Origin of the sequence: Streptomyces sp. NPDC085931 (assembly GCF_044540565.1) — a bacterium.
GTDB lineage: Bacteria > Actinomycetota > Actinomycetes > Streptomycetales > Streptomycetaceae > Streptomyces.
In genome coordinates this window covers 525,381-544,984 of sequence record NZ_JBITSK010000003.1, presented here as the reverse complement: position 1 = coordinate 544,984, position 19,604 = coordinate 525,381, and the positions used below count along the sequence as shown (strand labels likewise).

The 19,604-nt window shown below is 71.9% G+C and carries 16 protein-coding genes; 5 read left to right on the top strand and 11 right to left on the bottom strand.

Features of this window, described 5'->3' with window-relative positions; genetic code table 11:
• Window positions 1–10: 10 nt before the first annotated feature.
• Window positions 11–1,909: an AMP-dependent synthetase/ligase gene (locus tag ACIGAN_RS08395; protein WP_399856089.1), complete on the bottom strand. Its 1,899-nt coding sequence runs from the start codon at window positions 1,907–1,909 to the stop codon at window positions 11–13.
• Between the two features lie 151 nt (window positions 1,910–2,060).
• Between ACIGAN_RS08395 and ACIGAN_RS08390 the strand changes: the two genes are divergently transcribed.
• Window positions 2,061–2,294, top strand: a complete 234-nt coding sequence (locus tag ACIGAN_RS08390) for a DUF6480 family protein (protein ID WP_365094266.1) — start codon at window positions 2,061–2,063, stop codon at window positions 2,292–2,294.
• Between the two features lie 25 nt (window positions 2,295–2,319).
• Here the strand turns inward: ACIGAN_RS08390 and ACIGAN_RS08385 are convergent, their stop codons facing one another.
• From ACIGAN_RS08385 to ACIGAN_RS08360, 6 genes are all read right to left on the bottom strand, one after another.
• Complete coding sequence (locus ACIGAN_RS08385; RefSeq protein WP_365743610.1) at window positions 2,320–3,408, bottom strand: glutamate--cysteine ligase 2; 1,089 nt, start codon at window positions 3,406–3,408, stop codon at window positions 2,320–2,322.
• A 110-nt stretch (window positions 3,409–3,518) separates the two neighbouring features.
• Window positions 3,519–5,726, bottom strand: coding sequence for a 1,4-alpha-glucan branching protein GlgB (gene glgB, locus ACIGAN_RS08380; protein WP_399856085.1), 2,208 nt, complete (start codon window positions 5,724–5,726; stop codon window positions 3,519–3,521).
• Window positions 5,727–5,729: 3 nt separating this feature from the next.
• The gene (locus ACIGAN_RS08375) at window positions 5,730–7,100 is read right to left on the bottom strand and encodes a maltokinase N-terminal cap-like domain-containing protein (RefSeq protein WP_365743614.1); all 1,371 of its coding nucleotides are present in this window, start codon (window positions 7,098–7,100) and stop codon (window positions 5,730–5,732) included.
• Window positions 7,101–7,128: 28 nt separating this feature from the next.
• Window positions 7,129–8,847, bottom strand: a complete 1,719-nt coding sequence (gene treS, locus ACIGAN_RS08370) for a maltose alpha-D-glucosyltransferase (RefSeq protein ID WP_399856082.1) — start codon at window positions 8,845–8,847, stop codon at window positions 7,129–7,131.
• Window positions 8,844–10,841, bottom strand: coding sequence for an alpha-1,4-glucan--maltose-1-phosphate maltosyltransferase (locus ACIGAN_RS08365; protein ID WP_399856079.1), 1,998 nt, complete (start codon window positions 10,839–10,841; stop codon window positions 8,844–8,846). Before ACIGAN_RS08365 ends, treS begins: the two co-directional genes overlap by 4 nt.
• A 69-nt stretch (window positions 10,842–10,910) precedes the next feature.
• Window positions 10,911–11,231: a DUF5133 domain-containing protein gene (locus ACIGAN_RS08360; RefSeq protein WP_365743620.1), complete on the bottom strand. Its 321-nt coding sequence runs from the start codon at window positions 11,229–11,231 to the stop codon at window positions 10,911–10,913.
• Between the two features lie 363 nt (window positions 11,232–11,594).
• On the opposite strand from ACIGAN_RS08360, the gene ACIGAN_RS08355 reads away from it, so the two are divergent.
• Complete coding sequence (locus tag ACIGAN_RS08355) at window positions 11,595–12,107, top strand: pep a2 (RefSeq protein WP_365096178.1); 513 nt, start codon at window positions 11,595–11,597, stop codon at window positions 12,105–12,107.
• Window positions 12,104–14,260 carry a glycogen debranching protein GlgX gene (gene glgX / locus ACIGAN_RS08350; RefSeq protein WP_399856074.1) on the top strand — a complete coding sequence of 719 codons (2,157 nt, stop codon included), beginning with the start codon at window positions 12,104–12,106 and terminating at the stop codon, window positions 14,258–14,260. The genes ACIGAN_RS08355 and glgX overlap by 4 nt, the downstream gene beginning before the upstream one ends.
• 61 nt (window positions 14,261–14,321) lie before the next feature.
• Here the strand turns inward: glgX and ACIGAN_RS08345 are convergent, their stop codons facing one another.
• Window positions 14,322–15,125 (bottom strand): VOC family protein, encoded by an 804-nt coding sequence (locus ACIGAN_RS08345; RefSeq protein ID WP_365096183.1) that lies wholly within the window; start codon window positions 15,123–15,125, stop codon window positions 14,322–14,324.
• A gap of 251 nt (window positions 15,126–15,376) precedes the next feature.
• Here ACIGAN_RS08345 and ACIGAN_RS08340 point away from each other — a divergent pair, with 251 nt between their 5' ends.
• Window positions 15,377–15,697, top strand: coding sequence for an ANTAR domain-containing protein (locus ACIGAN_RS08340; RefSeq protein ID WP_365743624.1), 321 nt, complete (start codon window positions 15,377–15,379; stop codon window positions 15,695–15,697).
• Window positions 15,698–15,736: 39 nt separating this feature from the next.
• On the opposite strand, the gene ACIGAN_RS08335 is transcribed toward ACIGAN_RS08340, so the two are convergent.
• A complete protein-coding gene (locus tag ACIGAN_RS08335; protein ID WP_365096187.1) occupies window positions 15,737–16,528 on the bottom strand; it encodes an RNA polymerase sigma factor SigF in 792 nt (263 codons plus the stop codon).
• A gap of 458 nt (window positions 16,529–16,986) precedes the next feature.
• On the opposite strand from ACIGAN_RS08335, the gene ACIGAN_RS08330 reads away from it, so the two are divergent.
• Window positions 16,987–17,508: a hypothetical protein gene (locus ACIGAN_RS08330; protein ID WP_365096190.1), complete on the top strand. Its 522-nt coding sequence runs from the start codon at window positions 16,987–16,989 to the stop codon at window positions 17,506–17,508.
• Between the two features lie 30 nt (window positions 17,509–17,538).
• Here the strand turns inward: ACIGAN_RS08330 and hemC are convergent, their stop codons facing one another.
• Both hemC and ACIGAN_RS08320 read right to left on the bottom strand, forming a co-directional pair.
• Window positions 17,539–18,474: a hydroxymethylbilane synthase gene (hemC, locus tag ACIGAN_RS08325; protein WP_365096193.1), complete on the bottom strand. Its 936-nt coding sequence runs from the start codon at window positions 18,472–18,474 to the stop codon at window positions 17,539–17,541.
• A 68-nt stretch (window positions 18,475–18,542) separates the two neighbouring features.
• Window positions 18,543–19,562 carry a questin oxidase family protein gene (locus tag ACIGAN_RS08320; protein WP_399856069.1) on the bottom strand — a complete coding sequence of 340 codons (1,020 nt, stop codon included), beginning with the start codon at window positions 19,560–19,562 and terminating at the stop codon, window positions 18,543–18,545.
• Window positions 19,563–19,604: the final 42 nt, after the last annotated feature.

Below are 19,604 nucleotides of genomic sequence, written 5' to 3'. Positions count from 1 at the left end.
GGGCGCGTGCTCAACGGAACACACTGTCGGATTCGTCCCCCTGTGCGGCTTGTTCCGGGGCGCCCGGCCGCCCGGGGCGCCTGCGGGAGGCGTACATGGCGTCGATCTCCCCGGCGTAGTGCCGCACGATCTCGTCCCGCCGCAGCTTCATCGACGGGGTCAGCAGCCCGTTGGTCACGTCGAACGGCTCCGGCAGCACCCGGAACACCCGGATCGACTCCGACCGCGACACGGAGCTGTTGGCCGCGGCCACGGCCCGGGCGACCTCCTCGCGCAGCGCGTTCTCCTCCCGGGCCTCGCGCATCTCGCCCTGCAGGGCCAGCGCGGCCCGCCAGTGCGCGAGGAACTCCGGGTCCAGCGTGATCAGGGCGCCCACACAGGGCCGGTTGTCGCCCACGACCACCGCCTGGTGGATGAGCGGATGCATCCGCAGCCGCTGCTCCAGCGCGGCCGGGGCGACGCTCTTGCCGCTGCTGGTGATGATGATGTCCTTCTTGCGGCCGGTGATCGTCAGATAGCCCTCCGAGTCCAGCTGCCCCAGGTCCCCGGTGGCCAGCCAGCCGCCGCGCAGCGCGGCCCGGGTGGCCGCCTCGTCGCCGACGTAGCCCTGGAAGACCGACGGCCCGCGCACCAGGATCTCGCCGTCCTCGGCGACCCGGATCTCCGTGCCCGGCAGCGCCTGCCCGACGGTCCCGGACTTCTCCCGGCCGAGCGGCTGCATCGTCACCCCGCCCGCGGTCTCCGTCAGGCCGTAGCCGTCGTGCACGTAGATGCCGATGCCCTCGTAGAACAGCGACAGGTCGCGGCTGAGCGGTGAGCCGCCGGACGTCGCCCGCTGCACCCGGCCGCCGAGCGCGGCGCGCAGCCGGCGGTAGACCGTGCGCTCATACAGGGCGTGCTGCAGCCGCAGGTCGAAGCCGGGGCCGCGGCCCCGGCCGAGCCGCTGGCGCTCCAGGGCGGCGGCGAAGTCCCGCGCGGTCTCGGCGGCCCGCTCGAAGAGCCCGCCGTGTCCGGCCTGCTGCGCGGTGCGCAGGAAGTTCTTGTAGATCTTCTCGAAGACCGACGGCACCGCGTAGAAGTAGGTGGGACGGAACGAGCGCAGCGCCTGCGACAGCGCCTCGCCGCCGAGATCGGCCTGGTGGCCCATGAGGAGCCCGCCGCGCACGCACAGGCCCTGGATCATCAGCCCGTACACATGGGAGAAGGGCAGGAACGCCAGCACCGAGCCCTGCTCCCCGCGCGGTGCGGCCGTGTGCCCCCAGCCGGCCAGCAGCGTGTCGCAGGTGACGGCCAGATTGCGGTGGCTCAGGGCGCAGCCCATGGCGTGTCCGGTCGTGCCGGAGGTGTAGGCGATGACGGCCGTGGAGTCCGGCAGCACGATGCGGCGCATCGAGTCGACCGTGGTGATCGGCACGTCCCGGCCGCGCGCCGCCAGCTCCTCCAGCGCGCCCGCGTCCAGCTGCCAGACGTGGCCCAGCACCGGCAGCGACGCGCACACCGAGCCGACGGTCATGACGCCTTGCTCGTCCTCCACCACCACCGCCACGCAGCCGGAGTCCCGCAGGATCCACTCGACCTGGTCGCGCGAGGACGTCGGGTAGATCGGCACGACCTCGGCCCCCACCGCCCACAGCGCGTAGCACAGGACCGTCCACTCGTAGCGGGTGCGGGCCATGACGGCCACGCGGTGGCCCGGCGCGATCCCGGCGGCGATCAGACCCTTGGCCACGTCCACCACCTGGTCGCGCAGCTCGACGGCCGTGACCTCCTCCCAGGCGGTGGAGGCCGGGTCGGCGCGCCGGGCGAGCACCGGCCGGGTCGGTTCCCGCTCCGCCGTCTCGAAGACGCTGTCGGCGAGCCCGCCGGTCAGGGGCGAGACGGCCGGTGGAGCGAGGGCGAGGTCGCGCATGCACTGCTCCTGACATGTACGGGGTGTCACGCAGCCGACGGGTACCGTCATCGGCGGTGCTCGAATGTAGTCGAGTCGGGACCCTTCGGGGTCGGGAAATACGGAAGTGGGTCCGCTGATGATCTCGCCGTGATCGGGGGACCCGGCAGACATGACTCACTACAGTCCGGATCCCGAGCCCGAGCGCAGCACCGGTCTCGAGCCCGGCGGCGGTGTGCCGCCGGGCGAGACCCCGCCCGCGGAGAGCAGCATGCCCGAGGCGCTGCCGCGGGAGCCCCACAGCCCGACCAAGGGCTGGGCCAAGGCGCCGATGGCCGTGATCATCGTCCTGACGGTGCTGATCGCGGCCTTCTTCCTGGCCTACGCCCTCGTCCTGATCCTCTGAGGAGGCGACGACACCCCGGGACGTCTCAGCCCTGCGTGTGGCGCACGCACTCGGTGACGACGTCCCGCAGGCTGCCCGTGCGCTCCAGCAGTTCGCGCTGCACCTGCGCGCCGTTGCCGTCGCGCAGCAGCTCCTCGCACGCCGTCCGGGCCTGCTCCAGGTCACCGGTGCCGTCGAGGGCCTTCTCGACGTGCTCCAGCAGGGCCCGCACGACGGACTCGGCGGGCATGCGCCGCATCGTCGCGGGGTGCAGCAGCTCGCCCGTCAGCCCGGAGCGGGCGGCCTGCCAGTCGGCCAGCCGCAGCAGGCTGACGCTGTGGTCCAGCGGCTCCCGGCCCTCGCGCCACTCGCGGGCGGCCGTCTCCACCAGCCCGCGCACGAGTGTGGCGATCAGCACGGCCGTCCCGGCGTGCAGACAGACGTCCGCCACCCGCAGCTCCACCGTCGGGTAGCGCGGGGACACCCGCGCGTCGAAGTAGATCATCCCCTCGTCGAGGAGGGCGCCGGTGGCGACCATGTCCGCGATCAGCCGGTGGTACCGCTCGGCCGAGCCGAAGATCTCCGTCGGGCCCGCCGACGGCCAGCGCAGCCACACCCGGCTGCGGTAGCTGCTGTACCCCGTGTCCTTGCCCTGCCAGAACGGCGAGTTGGCGCTGAGCGCCCGCAGCACCGGCAGCCACGGCCGCAGCCGGTCGATGACGGCGACCCCCTCCTCGTCCGACTCCACCGCCACGTGCACATGGCATCCCAGGACCAGTTGCTCCCGGGTCGCGATGCCGTACTGGTCCTCCATCCACTGGTACCGCCGGTTGAGTCCGACGGCCGGGCTCACCGGCAGCGGCGAGGTGGCCAGCGCCGCCACCGTGCAGCCGATCTCCCCGGCGTGCCGGGCGGCCTCCTTGCGGCAGCGGACGATCTCCGCGTGCAGCTCCTCCATGGACGACTGCGGATGCGTCGCGAACTCCAGCATCTGCTCGTGGAGTTCCTTCTCGAACACGTCCTGATCCGCGTCGTCCTGAGCCGCCCGGGCGAGAACCGCCGTGGACAGCGCCCGCGGCTCCCCGGTCTCCGGATCGACCAGGAGGAGTTCCTCCTCCACTCCGACGGTGCGCACCTGATGCCCGCCCTTCCCAAGACTCCGAAGCGTCGACCACCGGGTTTTCCCGGGGTAGACCCCCAGTGCCCCCTACAGGCCGGTCGGACACCTGGTGCGCCGGGCGGACTTCACCCCGCCGCGGGCATCAGCCACACCGTGGCCAGCGGAGGCAGCGTGATCCGGACCGTGCCGTCCTCCGGCTTGACCGGCTCCGGGTTGGTCACACCGCTGCCGCCGTAGCGCGTGTCGTCGGTGTTGAGCGTCTCCTGCCAGGCGACGACGTCACCCGGGACCCACAGGCCGTAGTCGGGCCGCACGACCGGGGAGAAGTTCGACACCGCCAGCAGCGGGTGGCCCTCGGCGTCGTAGCGCAGGAACGCGTAGACGTTGTCGTCGGCCGAGTCCACCGCCACCCAGCGGAAGCCCTCCGGCCGGGTGTCGCACTGCCACAGCGCCGGGGTCGCCAGATACGTCCGGTTCAGGTCACGGACCAGGTCGCGCACGCCGCGGTGGTCGCCCGCCGAGTGGTAGCCCTCGTCGAGCAGCCACCACTCCGGCCCGTGCTCCACCGACCACTCGGCGCCCTGCGCGAACTCCTGCCCCATGAACAGCAGCTGCTTGCCCGGATGGCCCCACATGTAGCCGAGATAGGCCCGCAGGTTCGCCCGCCGCTGCCACCAGTCGCCCGGCATCTTCGTCACCAGCGCCTGCTTGCCGTGCACGACCTCGTCGTGGGAGATCGGCAGGACGTAGTTCTCGCTGTAGGCGTACACCATCGAGAACGTCAGCTCGTGGTGGTGGTACTTGCGGTGCACCGGCTCGTGGGAGATGTACTCCAGCGAATCGTGCATCCACCCCATGTTCCACTTCAGCCCGAAGCCGAGCCCTCCGGTGTCGGTCGGCCGGGTCACCCCGCCCCAGGCGGTGGACTCCTCGGCGATCGTGACCACGCCCGGGGCGCGCCGATACACCGTTGCGTTCATCTCCTGCAGGAAGGCCATGGCCGCCAGGTCCTCCCGGCCGCCGTGCACGTTGGGCTCCCACTGGCCGTCCTCGCGCGAGTAGTCGAGGTAGAGCATCGAGGCGACGGCGTCCACGCGCAGGCCGTCGATGTGGAACTCCTCGCACCAGTACACGGCGTTGGCGACGAGGAAGTTGCGCACCTCGGTGCGGCCGAAGTCGAACTCGTAGGTGCCCCAGTCGGGATGCTCCGCGCGCCGGTCGTCGCCCGGCTCGTAGAGCGGCTCCCCGTCGAAGCGGGCCAGCGCCCAGTCGTCCTTGGGGAAGTGCGCCGGCACCCAGTCCATGATCACGCCGATCCCGGCGCGGTGGCAGGCGTCGACGAAGAACCGGAAGTCGTCGGGCGTGCCCAGCCGGGCCGTCGGCGCGTAGAAGCCGGTGACCTGGTAGCCCCAGGAGCCGCCGAAGGGGTGCTCGGCGACGGGCATCAGCTCGACGTGCGTGAAGCCCAGGTCCTTGACGTACTGCGGCAGTTCCTCGGCGAGTTCCCGGTAGGTCAGCCCCGGCCGCCAGGACGCCAGGTGCACCTCGTACACCGAGAACGGCGCCTCGTGCACCGGCCGGTCGGCGCGGTGCGCCATCCACTCGGCGTCGTTCCACTCGTAGTGCGACGCCGTCACGATGGACGCCGTGTCGGGGGGCTCCTCGGTGCGCCGGGCCATCGGGTCGGCCTTGAGGAAGCGGTGCCCGTACCGGGAGTGGATCTCGAACTTGTACGCGGTGCCCTCGCCGACGCCCGGCAGGAACAGCTCCCACACCCCGGACGCGCCCAGTGAGCGCATCGGGAACTGCGTCCCGTCCCAGTGCGTGAAGTCGGTGGCGACCCGCACGCCCTGCGCGTTCGGCGCCCACACCGTGAACCGGGTGCCGGACACGCCCTCGTGGGTCATGGGCTGCGCGCCGAGGGCCCGCCACAGCTGCTCGTGCCGGCCCTCGCGGATCAGGTGCAGGTCGAGCTCGCCGAGCGCGGGCAGGAAGCGGTACGGGTCGTGCGTCTCCTGCTCACCCTCCGGGTAGACGACGTGCAGGGTGTACGCGGGGATCTCCGCCAGCGGCAGCACCCCCGAGAAGAGGCCGTCGCCCTCCGAGACCAGGGCCGTGTGCCGCCCGTCGATCACCACGCTCACGGCGCGGGCGAAGGGACGCAGCGCCCGGAACAGCACTCCGCCGGCGACCGGGTGGGCGCCCAGCAGCGCGTGCGGATCGTGGTGGGCGCCCGCCAGCAGGCGCCCGCGGTCCTCCGGGCTCAGCGCGGGCGCGGTCGGGCTCGGGACCGGGCCGGACGGCTCCGGGATTGAGGTGTCTCGCAGGGCCACGGCTCAGTCTCCTCTCACGGCGAGGCGCTCGATCGCCGCCATCGGTACAGGCAGCCAGTCGGGGCGGTGCCGTGCCTCGTACAGCACCTCGTACACGGCCCGGTCCGTCTCGTAGGCCCGGAGCAGTCCGTGCTTCTTGCGGGGGTCCCAGCCGGCCCGGGCGGCATAGCCCGCGCAGTAGGCCTCGCGGCAGCGCCGCGCCCACTCCGGGCGCCAGGGGCGGCGCTGCCGGGCGGCGTAGTCGAAGGAGCGCAGCATCCCCGCGATGTCCCGCACGGGTGAGTGGGCGCTGCGCCGTTCGGAGAGCGGCCGGGACGGCTCGCCCTCGAAGTCGATGACGAACCAGTCGCGCCCGGCCCGCAGCACCTGACCGAGGTGCAGGTCGCCGTGGATGCGCTGGGCGGGCGGCCCGGCATCGCAGCCGGTCAGCGCCGCGAACGCGGAACGCAGACCCGGCACGTGCGGCTGCAGCGCGGGCACGCAGTGCGCGGCGGCGTCCAGCCGCTCGACCATGGCCGCCGCCGTGCGCCCGTTCTCCCCGGCGGCACCGACCGGGAAGGCCGAGGCCAGCGCGAGGTGCACCTCCGCCGTGGCCGCGCCCAGCGCCCGCGCCTGGACCGTGAAGTCGTCCCCGGAGGCCAGCGCCTGCAGCGCCAGCGTCCACCCGTCGGAGGCGTCCCGCAGATACGGCTGGAGCACACCGAGGGTGGCCTGGAACGGATGCTTGGTCCGGAACCAGGCGACCGGCGCCGGAACGCGGTGGCAGCCCTGCCGGGCCAGCGCCCCCGGCACCTCCAGGTCCGGGTTGACGCCGGGCTGGATGCGCCGGAACACCTTCAGGATGTACTCGTCGCCGTACACCAGCGAGGAGTTGGACTGCTCCGCGTCCAGCAGTCGCGGTACCAGCCCGCCGGGCACCCGCTGGTCCGGGTCGCACTCGAAGCGCAGGGGGCCCGCGGTGCCCGGGTGGCGCAGCCGGTCCAGCAGCAGCTGGGCCGAGCGCGGGTCGTGCAGCGCGTCGTACACGGTCAGGCCGGCCAGCGGGCCGTCCTGCACCTGTCCGATGAGCGCCCGGCCGAGCCGCGGCGACGGCTGCTCCCGCACGCCGAGCAGCAACTGGTAGCAGTCGCCGGCCTGGGGAGTCCCGCCGGGGGAGGGCACGCCCGTGTGGCCCGCGTGACCGGCGTGGATCAGCAGGTGCAGACAGCCCGGGAAGAGCTCGGTCATCGACAGCAGGCCGAGTTCCGTGACGGGCCGGTCCTTGCCGGCGAACCAGCGCTGGCGGGGCAGCCAGTCGCGCAGGAGCCCGCCGAGCGACTCCATGGGCTCGGCCAGGCGCGTGAGGCTCGGGCGGAGGGATGCGGTCTTCGGCATGGTCACGCCTCCTTTCGTCGGCGCATGCTCACAGTCGCCGGCCGATGCGCGAGGCGACTCGAGTGAGCCGGAACCAGTAGAAGCCGTGGCCCCCGAGGGTCAGCAGATACGGAAGTTCACCGATGGCGGGGAAACGGACCCCGCCGAACAGCTCCACTGGATGACGCCCGGCGAACTCGCGCAGGTCGAGTTCGGTCGGCTGGGCGAAGCGCGCGAAGTTGTTCACACACAGCACCAGGTCGTCCTCGTACTCGCGCAGGAAGGCCAGCACCGCCGGGTTGCTCGACGGCAACTCCGTGTACGAGCCGAGTCCGAAGGCGGGATTCTGCTTGCGGATCTCGATCATGCGGCGGGTCCAGTGCAGCAGCGACGACGGCGACGACATGGACGCCTCGACGTTGGTCACCTGGTGGCCGTAGACCGGGTCCATGATGGCCGGCAGGAAGAGCCGGCCCGGGTCGCAGGTGGAGAACCCGGCGTTGCGGTCCGGGGTCCACTGCATCGGGGTCCGGACGGCGTCGCGGTCACCGAGCCAGATGTTGTCGCCCATGCCGATCTCGTCGCCGTAGTACAGGATCGGCGAGCCGGGCAGGGCCAGCAGGAGCGCGGTGAACAGTTCGATCGTGTGCCGGTCGTTGTCGAGCAGGGGAGCCAGACGCCTGCGGATGCCGATGTTGGCGCGCATCCGCGGGTCCTTGGCGTACTCGGCCCACATGTAGTCGCGTTCCTCGTCGGTGACCATCTCCAGGGTCAGCTCGTCGTGGTTGCGCAGGAACATGCCCCACTGGCAGCCGGAGGGGATGGCCGGGGTCTTGGCGAGGATCTCGGAGACCGGGTAGCGGGACTCGCGGCGCACCGCCATGAAGATGCGCGGCATGACCGGGAAGTGGAACGCCATGTGGCACTCGTCGCCGCCGGCGGCGTAGTCCCCGAAGTAGTCGACGACGTCCTCGGGCCACTGGTTGGCCTCGGCCAGCAGCACCGTGTCCGGGTACTGCGCGTCGATCTCGCGGCGGACCCGCTTGAGGAAGGCGTGGGTGGCCGGGAGGTTCTCGCAGTTGGTGCCCTCGGCCGCGTAGAGATAGGGCACCGCGTCCAGCCGGAAGCCGTCGATGCCGAGGTCCAGCCAGAACTTCAGCGCGGCCAGGATCTCCTCCTGGACGCGCGGGTTCTCGTAGTTGAGGTCGGGCTGGTGCGAGAAGAAGCGGTGGAAGAAGTACTGGCCGCGCACCGGGTCGAACGTCCAGTTCGACGTCTCGGTGTCGACGAAGATGATCCGCGCGTCCGGGTAGCCCTTGTCGTCGTCGGCCCACATGTAGTAGTCGCCGTAGGGCCCGTCGGGGTCCTTTCTCGACTCCTGGAACCAGGGGTGCTGGTCGCTGGTGTGGTTCATGACGAAGTCGATGATCACGCGCATGCCGCGCTGGTGGGCGGCGTCGACGAACTCCACGAAGTCGGCGAGGTCGCCGAACTCGGGTAGTACGGCCGTGTAGTCGGAGACGTCGTAGCCGCCGTCGCGCAGCGGCGACTTGAAGAAGGGCGGCAGCCACAGGCAGTCGACGCCGAGCCACTGCAGGTAGTCGAGTTTGGCGGTCAGTCCCTTCAGGTCACCGACGCCGTCGCCGTTGCTGTCCTGGAAGGAGCGGACGAGTACCTCGTAGAAGACGGCGCGCTTGAACCACTCCGGGTCGCGGTCCCTGGCGGGTGTGTCCTCGAAGGTGTCCAGCACGGGCTCGTTCACGGTCATGACGTTCCTGCCCCTCCGTTCCCTTGCGCTGCGGGCGGCGACTGGACGTGGAACACGTGCGCCGGAGCCCGCCCCGGCTCCAGGCGCACGTAGTTGTGCCGGCCCCAGTGGTAGGTCTCGCCGGTCAGCTCGTCGCGCACCGGAACCGACTCGTGCCAGTCCAGGCCGAGTTGCGGCAGATCGAGCGAGACCGTGGCCTCCTGGGCGTGGTGCGGGTCGAGGTTGGCGACCACGAGGACGACGTCGGAACCGGTGCGCTTGCTGTACGCGATGAGCGCGTCGTTGTCGGTGTGGTGGAAGCGCAGGTTCCTGAGCCGGTGCAGCGCGGGGTGGGCGCGGCGGAGGGTGTTGAGCCGGGTGAGCAGGGGGGTGATGGTGCGTCCCTCGCGTTCGGCGGTGTCCCAGTCGCGGGGGCGGAGCTGGTACTTCTCGGAGTCGAGGTATTCCTCGCTGCCGTCGCGCAGCGGGGTGTTCTCGCACAGTTCGTAGCCGCTGTAGACGCCCCAGGAGGGGGAGAGGGTGGCGGCGAGGACGGCGCGGACCTCGAAGGCGGGCCGGCCGCCGTGCTGGAGGTAGGCGTGCAGGATGTCGGGGGTGTTGGGGAAGAAGTTGGGCCGCATGTAGCTCGCGGCCTCGCCCGACAGTTCCGTGAGGTATTCGGTGAGTTCTTCTTTGGTGTTGCGCCAGGTGAAGTAGGTGTAGGACTGCTGGAAGCCGATCTGGGCCAGGGTGTGCATCATCGCCGGGCGGGTGAACGCCTCGGCCAGGAAGATCACGTCGGGGTCGGTGCGGTTGATGTCCGCGATGACCCGCTCCCAGAACACGACCGGTTTGGTGTGGGGGTTGTCCACCCGGAAGATGCGCACCCCGCAGTCCATCCAGTGCCGCAGCACCCGGCAGGTCTCGGCGACCAGGCCGTCCATGTCCGCGTCGAAGGCGATGGGGTAGATGTCCTGGTACTTCTTGGGCGGGTTCTCCGCGTAGGCGATAGTGCCGTCGGGGCGGTGGTGGAACCACTCGGGGTGCTTGTGCACCCAGGGGTGGTCCGGGGAGCACTGCAGCGCGAAGTCCAGCGCGATCTCCATGCCCAGGCCGCGCGCCTGCTCCACGAACCAGGTGAAGTCCTCCAGCGTGCCCAGGGCGGGGTGGACGGCGTCGTGCCCGCCCTCGGGCGAGCCGATCGCCCACGGCACCCCCACATCGTCCGGGCCGGGGGAGAGGGTGTTGTTCTTCCCCTTGCGGAAGGTGGTGCCGATGGGGTGGATCGGCGGCAGGTACACCACGTCGAAACCCATCGCCGCGATCGCCGGCAGCCGCCGCGCGGCGGTGCGGAAGGTGCCGTGCGGCTGCTCGGGAGTGCCCTCGGAACGCGGGAAGAACTCGTACCACGACCCGTACAGCGCCCGTTCCCGCTCCACCAGCAGCGGCAACGGCTCACTGCTGGTGACCAGGTCCCGCAGCGGATGCCGGTGCAGCACCGCGTCCACCTCCGGCGTCAACGCCGCCGCCAGCCGCGTCTCGGGAGGCAGCGTGTCGTCGCGCAGGGTCCGCGCCGCGTCGAGCAGCACGGCGCGGCCGGCCTCCTTGGGCACGCCGGCCGCCGCCCGTTCGTGGAGGTCGGCGCCCTCCTCCAGCACCAGGCCCGGGTCGATGCCCGAAGGGACCTTGATGCGGGCCGTGTGGCGCCACGTGGCCACGGGGTCGCTCCAGGCCTCCACCCGGTACGTCCAGCGGCCCTCGGAGCCCGCGGTGACCTCGGCGCCCCAGCGGTCGCTGCCGGGGGCCAGCTCCCGCATCGGCGTCCACGGGCCGGGGCGGCCCTCGGGGTCCTTCAGGACGACGTTGGCGGCGACCGCGTCGTGCCCCTCCCGGAACACGGTGGCGGTGACCTGGAACGTCTCGCCCACGACCGCCTTGGCAGGCCGGTTGCCGTTCTCCACCGCAGGCCGGACGTCCCGTACCGGGATACGGCCGATGGGCCGGGTCGTGCTCATGGTCCTCACCTCCACCGTGCTCGTGAGCCGGGCCGGGGCCCGGCCGGGGGACAGATGTGCGGGAAGGCGCTACCTTCCCGCGGGGGTTCGTCGTCCGGCCGCCGGCGCGCGGTCGGCGACCGGGGCTCCGCGCCCGACCGCGGCGGCCGGACGGGGCCGCTCGACGTCCGGTTCCTCCGCACGGGCGACGGCGTGCGCGCGCAGAAACCGCTCGGCCGCGTCCGCCGCCTCGCGCGCACAGCGCTTGCCCATCAGCACGCAGAGGGTGTAGCCGGAGTCCTCGAACGTGGCCCGCACGGTGCGGTCGTTCGGTGCCGCGAGCATCACGCGTTCCCAGGCCCGGTAACGCCGCAACTGCCGGGCGACTTCGGCTTTGGCGGGTAGCAGCATGGCGCCGATCACCTTTCGGGCTCGAGGGGCACGGTCTCCCGACGGTCGGACGGCGTGCCGTGCGCACAGCGGCACGGACCCGTGACGGCGATCGAGTTCTTCACACATGGTGCACGCGTGACGACACAGCGTCTTGTTGGAGCTTCAACCAGTGGCGGTCCGGCTGCGCTGTTCGGACCACTCCCGCCCGCTCACATGTGTGGTCGGCGGCCTCAAAGGTGCGCTCGTGTTGCACGAACGGGCTAGCACCCTCAGGCTGAGGGTGACTCAGAAGCGATACGCGCTCACGTTCCGTGTTCGGGGCTCGTCCCGCAGGACCGCGGGAACGAGAAGGAGCTGAGCTTCGCGGTGAGGAGCCGACCGATGAAGACCGCAGTGCCCTGCTACTACCACCTCGACGTGGAAGTCAGCCCGGACCGGGTGGGACAGGTCAGCCGCATTCTGGCCGCTCACCTGAGGTTCTGGGATCTGGACAACCTGGTCCAGCCCGTCTGCGGCGGTGCCGAGATGCTGCTCAAGGCCATCGACGAACACGCCAAGGACAAGAACACGTCGATCGAGATGTGGTGGAACGGGCAGCACCTGATCACCGCCATCGGGGACAACGACCGGGCGCTGCGCCCGGACCAGGAGCTGCGCGGGTGCCTGGAGCACCTCGCGGCCGTGAGCGACGGCTGGGGCTGTTGCGCCACCGAGACCGGCAGCAAGGTCATCTGGTTCTCGCAGCGCGCCCGCGCCGGCGAGCGTGTCCCGCTGGTGCCGACCGCGCCCGCCCCGCAGGAGAGCGAAGGCCTCGAAGTGCCCCGAGAAGTGCGCGTGACACAGCTGGCCGGCCCGGCCGTCCTCCCGGACGAGCTCCTGGAGGAGGCCCGGTGACCCGGCGCCCGACACGGAAAGGGGTGTCCGCGTGGAGCGGGCGCCCCTACCCGCTGGGTGCGGCCTACGACGGGGAGGGCACCAACTTCGCGCTCTTCAGCGAGGTCGCCGAACGGGTGGAACTGATCCTCGTCGACGACGACGGCACCCACACCCCGGTACCGCTGAACGAGGTCGACGGCTTCGTCTGGCACGGCTACCTCCCCGGCGTCGGCCCCGGCCAGCGCTACGGCTACCGGGTGCACGGGCCGTGGGCCCCGGCGGCGGGCCACCGCTGCAACCCGGCCAAGCTGCTCCTGGACCCCTACGCCCGGGCGGTGGACGGGCAGATCGACAACCACCCCTCGCTCTACGAGCGCAACCCGGACGGCCCCGACCCGGCCGACAGCGCCGGGCACACCATGCTGGGCGTGGTGACCGACCCCGCCTTCGACTGGGGCGACGACACCCGGCCCGGCCGGGCGTACGCCGACACGGTGATCTACGAGGCACACGTCAAGGGCCTGACCCGCACCCACCCGGAGGTGCCCGAGGAACTGCGCGGCACCTACGCGGGGCTGGCCCACCCCGCCGTGGTCGAGCACCTCACCTCGCTGGGCGTCACGGCGGTGGAGCTGATGCCGGTGCACCAGTTCGTCCACGACGGCGTGCTGCACGACCGGGGCCTGGCGAACTACTGGGGCTACAACACCATCGGCTTCTTCGCGCCGCACAACGGCTACGCCGCCCACGGCACGCGCGGCCAGCAGGTCACCGAGTTCAAGCAGATGGTGAAGACCCTGCACGCGGCCGGGCTCGAGGTGATCCTCGACGTGGTCTACAACCACACCGCCGAGGGCAACGAGCTGGGCCCCACCCTGTCCTTCCGCGGCATCGACAACTGCTCGTACTACCGCCTGGTCGACGGCGACTGGGAGCACTACTACGACACCACCGGCACCGGCAACAGCCTGCTGATGCGCCACCCCTACGTGCTGCAGCTGATCATGGACTCGCTGCGGTACTGGGTCACCGAGATGCACGTCGACGGCTTCCGCTTCGACCTGGCGGCGACCTTGGCCCGGCAGTTCCACGAGGTGGACCGGCTGTCGGCGTTCTTCGACCTCATCCAGCAGGACCCGGTGATCAGCCGGGTCAAGCTGATCGCCGAGCCGTGGGACGTCGGCGAGGGCGGCTACCAGGTGGGCAACTTCCCGCCGCTGTGGTCGGAGTGGAACGGCATGTACCGCGACGCGGTGCGGGACTTCTGGCGCGGCGAGGACCACACCCTCGGCGAGTTCGCCTCCCGGCTGACCGGCTCCTCCGACCTGTACCAGCACAGCAGGCGCCGCCCGCGCGCCAGCGTCAACTTCGTCACCGCGCACGACGGCTTCACCCTGCGCGACCTCGTCTCGTACAACGACAAGCACAACGAGGACAACGGCGAGGACAACCAGGACGGCGAGAGCACCAACCGCTCCTGGAACTGCGGTGCCGAGGGCCCCACCCGCGACCCGGCCGTCCTCGAACTGCGCGGCCGCCAGCAGCGCAACTTCCTGGCCACCCTGCTGCTGTCCCAGGGCATCCCGATGCTCTGCCACGGCGACGAACTCGGGCGCACCCAGCGCGGCAACAACAACGCCTACTGCCAGGACAACGAGATCTCCTGGATCGACTGGCACCTCACCGACGAACAGCGCGACCTGCTGGAGTTCACCCGGTACGTCATCCGGCTGCGCACGGACCACCCCGTGCTGCGCCGGCGCCGCTTCTTCCTCGGCGAGACCCTGACCCGCGCCGACCAGCCGCTGCCCGACCTGGTGTGGCTGGCACCCGACGCCTCCGAGATGACCGACGACGACTGGCAGCGCGGCGACGCGCACTCCGTCGGCGTCTTCCTCAACGGCGACGCCATCGCCGAACCCGACGCGCGGGGGCGCCCGGTGGTCGACGACTCCTTCCTGCTGCTGCTCAACAGCCACTGGGAGCCGGTCGACTTCCGCCTCCCGGACGCCGCCTACGGCGAACGCTGGACGACCCTGATCGACACCGCCGACCCGGAGGGCACGCCCGACGAGTCGGAGCACAAGGCGGGCGCCGGCCTGACCGTCGGGGCCCGCGGCCTGGTCCTGCTGTCCCGGCCGTCCCGCGCCCCGGGCGGCACCGGCCACTGACCCGGCGGACGGACGAAAGGCCCCGCGGACCCTCCGGTCCGCGGGGCCTTCACCGGTGCGGTCAGCGGTCGCGGCGTGCCGTCACCGTGAACTGGGCGCCGTCGTGGTCGCGCAGCACCGCCTCGTCGCCGCCCTTGGACAGCACGCTGCCGCCGTGCAGTTCCGCGGCGCGGGCGCAGGCCTCCACGTCCTCGACGGTGAAGTGGACCTGCCAGTGCGGCCGGATCGTGGGATCGGGGGCCGCCTCCAGCGCGCCCGACTCGATCCGCGCCACCACGTCACCGCGGCTGCGCAGCACGACCTCGCCGCCCTCGTAGTGCACCTCGCAGCAGCCGGGACGCCCCGAGGCCCAGTCGAGGACCTCGCCGTAGAAGATCGCCGCGTCGAAGGCGTCCCGGGTGTGCAGCGTGATGAAGGCCGGCTGCGCGTTGCGCCAGGTCTCCCAGTCGGTGAACAGGTCGCCCTCCCAGATCCCGAAGGCCGCCCCGTCCCGGTCGGCGAGCAGGGCAGCCCGTCCCGGTGGCAGCGAGATCGGGCCGACGGCGGTGGTGCCCATGCGCTCCTGGACCCGCGCCACCGCCTCGTCCGCGCTGCGCACGGCGAAGTAGGGCGTCCACGCCACCGCCATCTGCCACATCGTCGCCACCCCGGCGATCCCGGCCACCGGCGAACCGTCCGCCAGCGCGATCCGGAACCGGTCGCCGAGCTTGGCGGGCCGCCACTGCCAGCCCAGGACGGCCCCGTAGAACTCCTCCGTCGCCTTGACGTCACGGCTGGTCAGGCTCACCCAGCAGGGGGCTCCGAACACGGAGTGCGAGGAGAGGACGTCCTTCGTTCCGGAGGAGGTGGGTGTGTCGTGGTTCATGGCAGTCGCGTCCTGATCTCGTCGGCCTGGCAGCCACCGGAGGGATGACACCAGTGTCCGACCGGAACCGCTGTGGGCGCCTGCCGAGTACCCCGGCGACGGTGCCGAAACGGTGCCCGGAACCGGCTGCTCCGCCCCGGTGGCACCGGGCGGGCCGAGTGACGACCATGGAGGGGTCGGACACTGCGTCAAGGCACTCAAGCACTCTGTGAGGCCATCGGGACAGCGGCGCACCGGACCCGGAGGTGACCATGCCCACGGACGGGGGCTCGGAGCGGATCCTCGCCCTTGAGGAGGAGGTCCGGCAGCTGAAGGAGGCCGTGGTCTCCCACGCCGTCGTGGACCAGGCGATCGGAATGGTCGTGGCGCTCGGCCGGATCTCGCCCGACCAGGGGTGGCAGGTGCTGAAGGAGGTCTCCCAGCACACCAACATCAAGCTGCGCAACGTCGCCGAGCTGATCCTGGTCTGGGGCCGTACCGGTCTGATGCCCGAGGAGATCCGGGCGGCGCTGGAGGACGCCCTGGACCGCGCCGGACCGACCCAGATCCCCGGAGCGCCGCCGGAGGCGTGACCCCTCCGGCGGCACGGCACCGGCCGCGTGCCCCACCGCTCACCGGTTCTCGGCGAGCAGTTCCTCACGCAGATGGGCGAAGCAGCTGCTGAGCAGCCGGGAGACGTGCATCTGCGAGATCCCGAGCTGCTCGGCGATGCGGCTCTGCGTCATGCCCTTGAAGAACCGCAGGTAGAGGATGACCCGCTCGCGCTCCGGCAGTGCCTGCAGGCAGGGCTTGACCGCCACGCGGTTGACGACGGTGTCGAAGGCCGGGTCGGGCCCGCCGATCGCGTCACCGAGGGCGTAGCCGTCGGTGCCGGGCATCTCCGCCTCCAGCGACAGCGCGGAGAAGCACTCAAGGGCCTCCATGCCGGTGCGCACCTCGCCCTCGGTGAGCTGGGCGTACTCGGCGATCTCGGCGACGGTGGGGGAGCGGCCGGAGGTGGTCTGCGACAGTTCCTTGACGGCGTGCCGCACCCGGTTGCGCAGGTCCTGGACCCGGCGCGGGACGTGCAGCGTCCACATGTGGTCACGGAAGTGGCGTTTGATCTCGCCGGTGACCGTCGGCACGGCGTAGGCCTCGAAGGCGTTGCCGCGCGCCGGGTCGTAGTGGTCGACGGCCTTGACGAGACCGAGGGCGGCCACCTGGTACAGGTCCTCCAGGGCCTCGCCGCGGCCGCGGAAGCGGACGGCGATCCGTTCCGCCATCGGCAGCCAGGCCTCGACCAGTTCGTCGCGCAGTGCCTTGCGCTCGGGCCCCTCGGGCAGCCGTACGAGGCGGGCGAACGCCTCGGCGGTGTCGGGGGCGTCGTCGTGGGGGTGCGTTCGGGTGCTGCCGGCGATACGCATGGTGCGCACCTCCCTGAGCAGGTGCGGAAGGGACGGTCACCATGGGAGGCGCGGACCGGACCTCACGGGGCACCCGGGGCCCGGCGGGCCGGCTCCCACGGACGTGCCTCCTGTCCGAAGCACTTCGCCGCCCATGCCCGGGCAGCGACATAAGGAAACAATTCCGACAATACGGCATTCGGGGCATCTTGGCGCCGCCACGGCGGCCGGAAACCTTCGCGCACCCCCTCGGCCCGGCCCGGCGGCCCGGGGTGCCCGGCCCGGTGATCTTCACTCCTGGAAGTGATGTGCGGCACGCCCGGGCAAGCGCTTTCTCGGCAGGTTCCCGGATAACCGCTGGGCACGGCTTGATCACCGATCAAATGGGATGAACTGCCTGGCCACAGCGCATTCTGCTCATTTGACAGTGCGCTGAGACCACAGATAGGAAGCAGCTTCCAGAGGTCGAGAGGTGCAGCGTGTACGAGCCGAACGTGGTCGGGGACTGGCAGGAGTACGACGAGCATGCCGGTCTGCGCGTCCGCGTCCACCGTCTGGAAGCGTCCGAGCCGCCCCGCGGCCGCGACGACGCCGCGGACGGGCTGACGTACTTCAGTCTGCGCGTGACCGTCGAGAACCGGGGCGGCCGGCACCTCGGCATCCACCTGGAGGACGGTCAGATCGACGTCCGCGTCGGCCCCGACGGCGAGAGCGCCTTCCTCGACTGGCGCAACTCCCAGTTCATCGAGGGCTTCGACGTCTACCCGCTGCGCCGGGCCACCGCCGTGCTGTACGCGGCCGGCCCCGAGGCGTCCCTGGGCCTGGTGGACGTCCAGGTGCAGTTGCGGGTCGACGAGGAGTGGACGGCGCGCCGGCTGTGGTCCGGGTCCATCGGCGCGCCCGGTCAGACCGCGGAGGCGCAGCAGGGCGCGGTGCGGGACAGCCTGGCGCACCAGGTGAGCGTGTTCCTGCGGGATCAGGCGGAGGAAGGCACCGCCTGATCCGGTCCCGGCGGCCGGGCGCCGCGCAGGTCAGTGCGGGATGCCGTCGATGATCTCGCGGGCGCCCTGGCGCAGCAGCGCCACGGCGACCGAGGTGCCGAGCGTGGCCGGATCGAGCCGTCCCGCCCACTCGTGGGCGTTCAGCCGGGTCTTGCCGTCCGGGGTGAACACGCAGGCCCGCAGGGACAGTTCACCGCTGCGGTCCACCTGCGCGAACCCGGCGATCGGGCTGTTGCAGTGCCCCTGCAGCACATGCAGGAACATGCGCTCGGCGGTGGTCTCCCGGTAGGTGTCCGGATCGCCCAGGCCGCTGACCGCGTCGATCAGGTCCGCGTCGTCCTCACGGCACTGGAGCGCCAGGACGCCCGCGCCGATGGGCGGCATCATCGTCTCGGTCGAGAGGATCTCGCTGATCACGTCCGTCCGGCCGATGCGCTCCAGCCCGGAGACGGCGAGCAGCAGGGCGTCGGCCTCGCCGGCCGCCAGCTTGGCCAGGCGCCGGTTGGCGTTGCCCCGGAACGGCACGCACTCCAGGTGCGGGTGCGTGGCGGCCAGTTGGGCGACCCGGCGCACCGAGGAGGTGCCGATCCGGGTTCCGGCCGGCAGCTCGTCCAGGGTGAGCCCGCCCGGGTGGATCAGGGCGTCGCGGATGTCGTCCCGCTTGAGGAACGCGGCGAACACCGTGCCCGCGGGGAGCGGGCGATCGGCGGGCACGTCCTTCACACAGTGCACGGCGAGGTCCGCCTCGCCGGCCAGCAGCGCCGCGTCGACCTCCTTGGTGAACGCGCCCTTGCCCTCCACCTGGGACAGATCGCCCATCCACTTGTCGCCGGTGGTCTTCACCGGGACGACCTCGGTGCGCACTCCGGGGTGGGCGGCGGCCAGCTCGGTCCGGACGCGCTCCACCTGGGCGAGGGCCATGGGGGAGTCGCGGGAGACGATGCGGATCAGTTCGGGGACGGCCATGCCGCCACGATAGACCCTCCCCGGGGCGCGTCCGTGCCGTACCTCCCCCGATCGCCCGGCGGCGTACGTCAGTTCGGGGCGAGCGGCTCGCTCAGCTCGACCGCTCGCAGGGCCGCGGCCAGCGCCCGTTCGTCGCCGACGTCGAGGGCGGTGTCGGTGAGCTTGATGACGTGCTCGTCGCCGTGGGCGAGGGCCCGCTCCAGCACCTCCGGCGCCGTGCGGCCGGGTGCGGCGACGGGGGCGGCCTCCGCGGGGGCGTACATGGCGGTGACCGCCGCGGACGCGGTCCACGCGGCGTGCAGACTCGGCGCCCACAGCGAACGCGGCAGCGAAGGAAGGGCGCGCAGCACGGCGTTGGGCGCCGTCGCCGCGTGCACGAGCATGGTTGCCTCGCCGTGGCCGTGGGTGGCGTACCGGTGGGTCGCGGCCCGGACCAGCTCTCTCAGGCGGTCCCGGGCCGCGTCCGGGTCGGTCACGTCGCCCGCCCACCGCGGCAGCCGCCGGACGGCCGCCAGCCGGTCGGGGAAGCCGCCCCGGGGGTCGCTGATCGGCTCCACGGCGTCCAGGGACCGCGCGGCGTCCGGCGGTGCGGGCGTGGGCGCGATGCCGGACACGGGGCGGTGCCGGGCCGCCCAGTAGCCCAGGCCGTGGGCGAGTTCGGCGAGCCGCGGCGCGTTCTCCCCGGCCCGCAGGGCCCGCACGGCGTGGCCGACGCGGATGACGGGGTGCGTGGAGCCGCCGTACAGGCCGGGCAGCAGGCGCGGCCACCACGCGGCCAGGACGTCCCGCCAGGGCCGTTCGGCCAGGGCGCGGGTGAAGTGGGCGATCCAGTCCGCCGCCCGGCCTGGATCGCCCAGTGCCTCGCCCCAGTCGGCGTCCGTGACGGGAGCGAAGGGCCGGGGGAAGTCCTCCAGCTTGGGCCGGTACAGGTCCAGCCAGCGGTGCACGGCGTCCGCCCGGCCGTGCGCGGCCAGCGCCTCCACGACCATGGGGGCGTGGTTGGTGAGCCTGCCGAGCCGCTCCGGACCCGAGGCGTGGAGGCGTTCGAGGGCCTCTTCGAGCGTCCCTGTCGTGTCGTACGTGTCCATGGCGGGACGCTACGCGGCCGCGCGGACGCGGCGGATCGGACG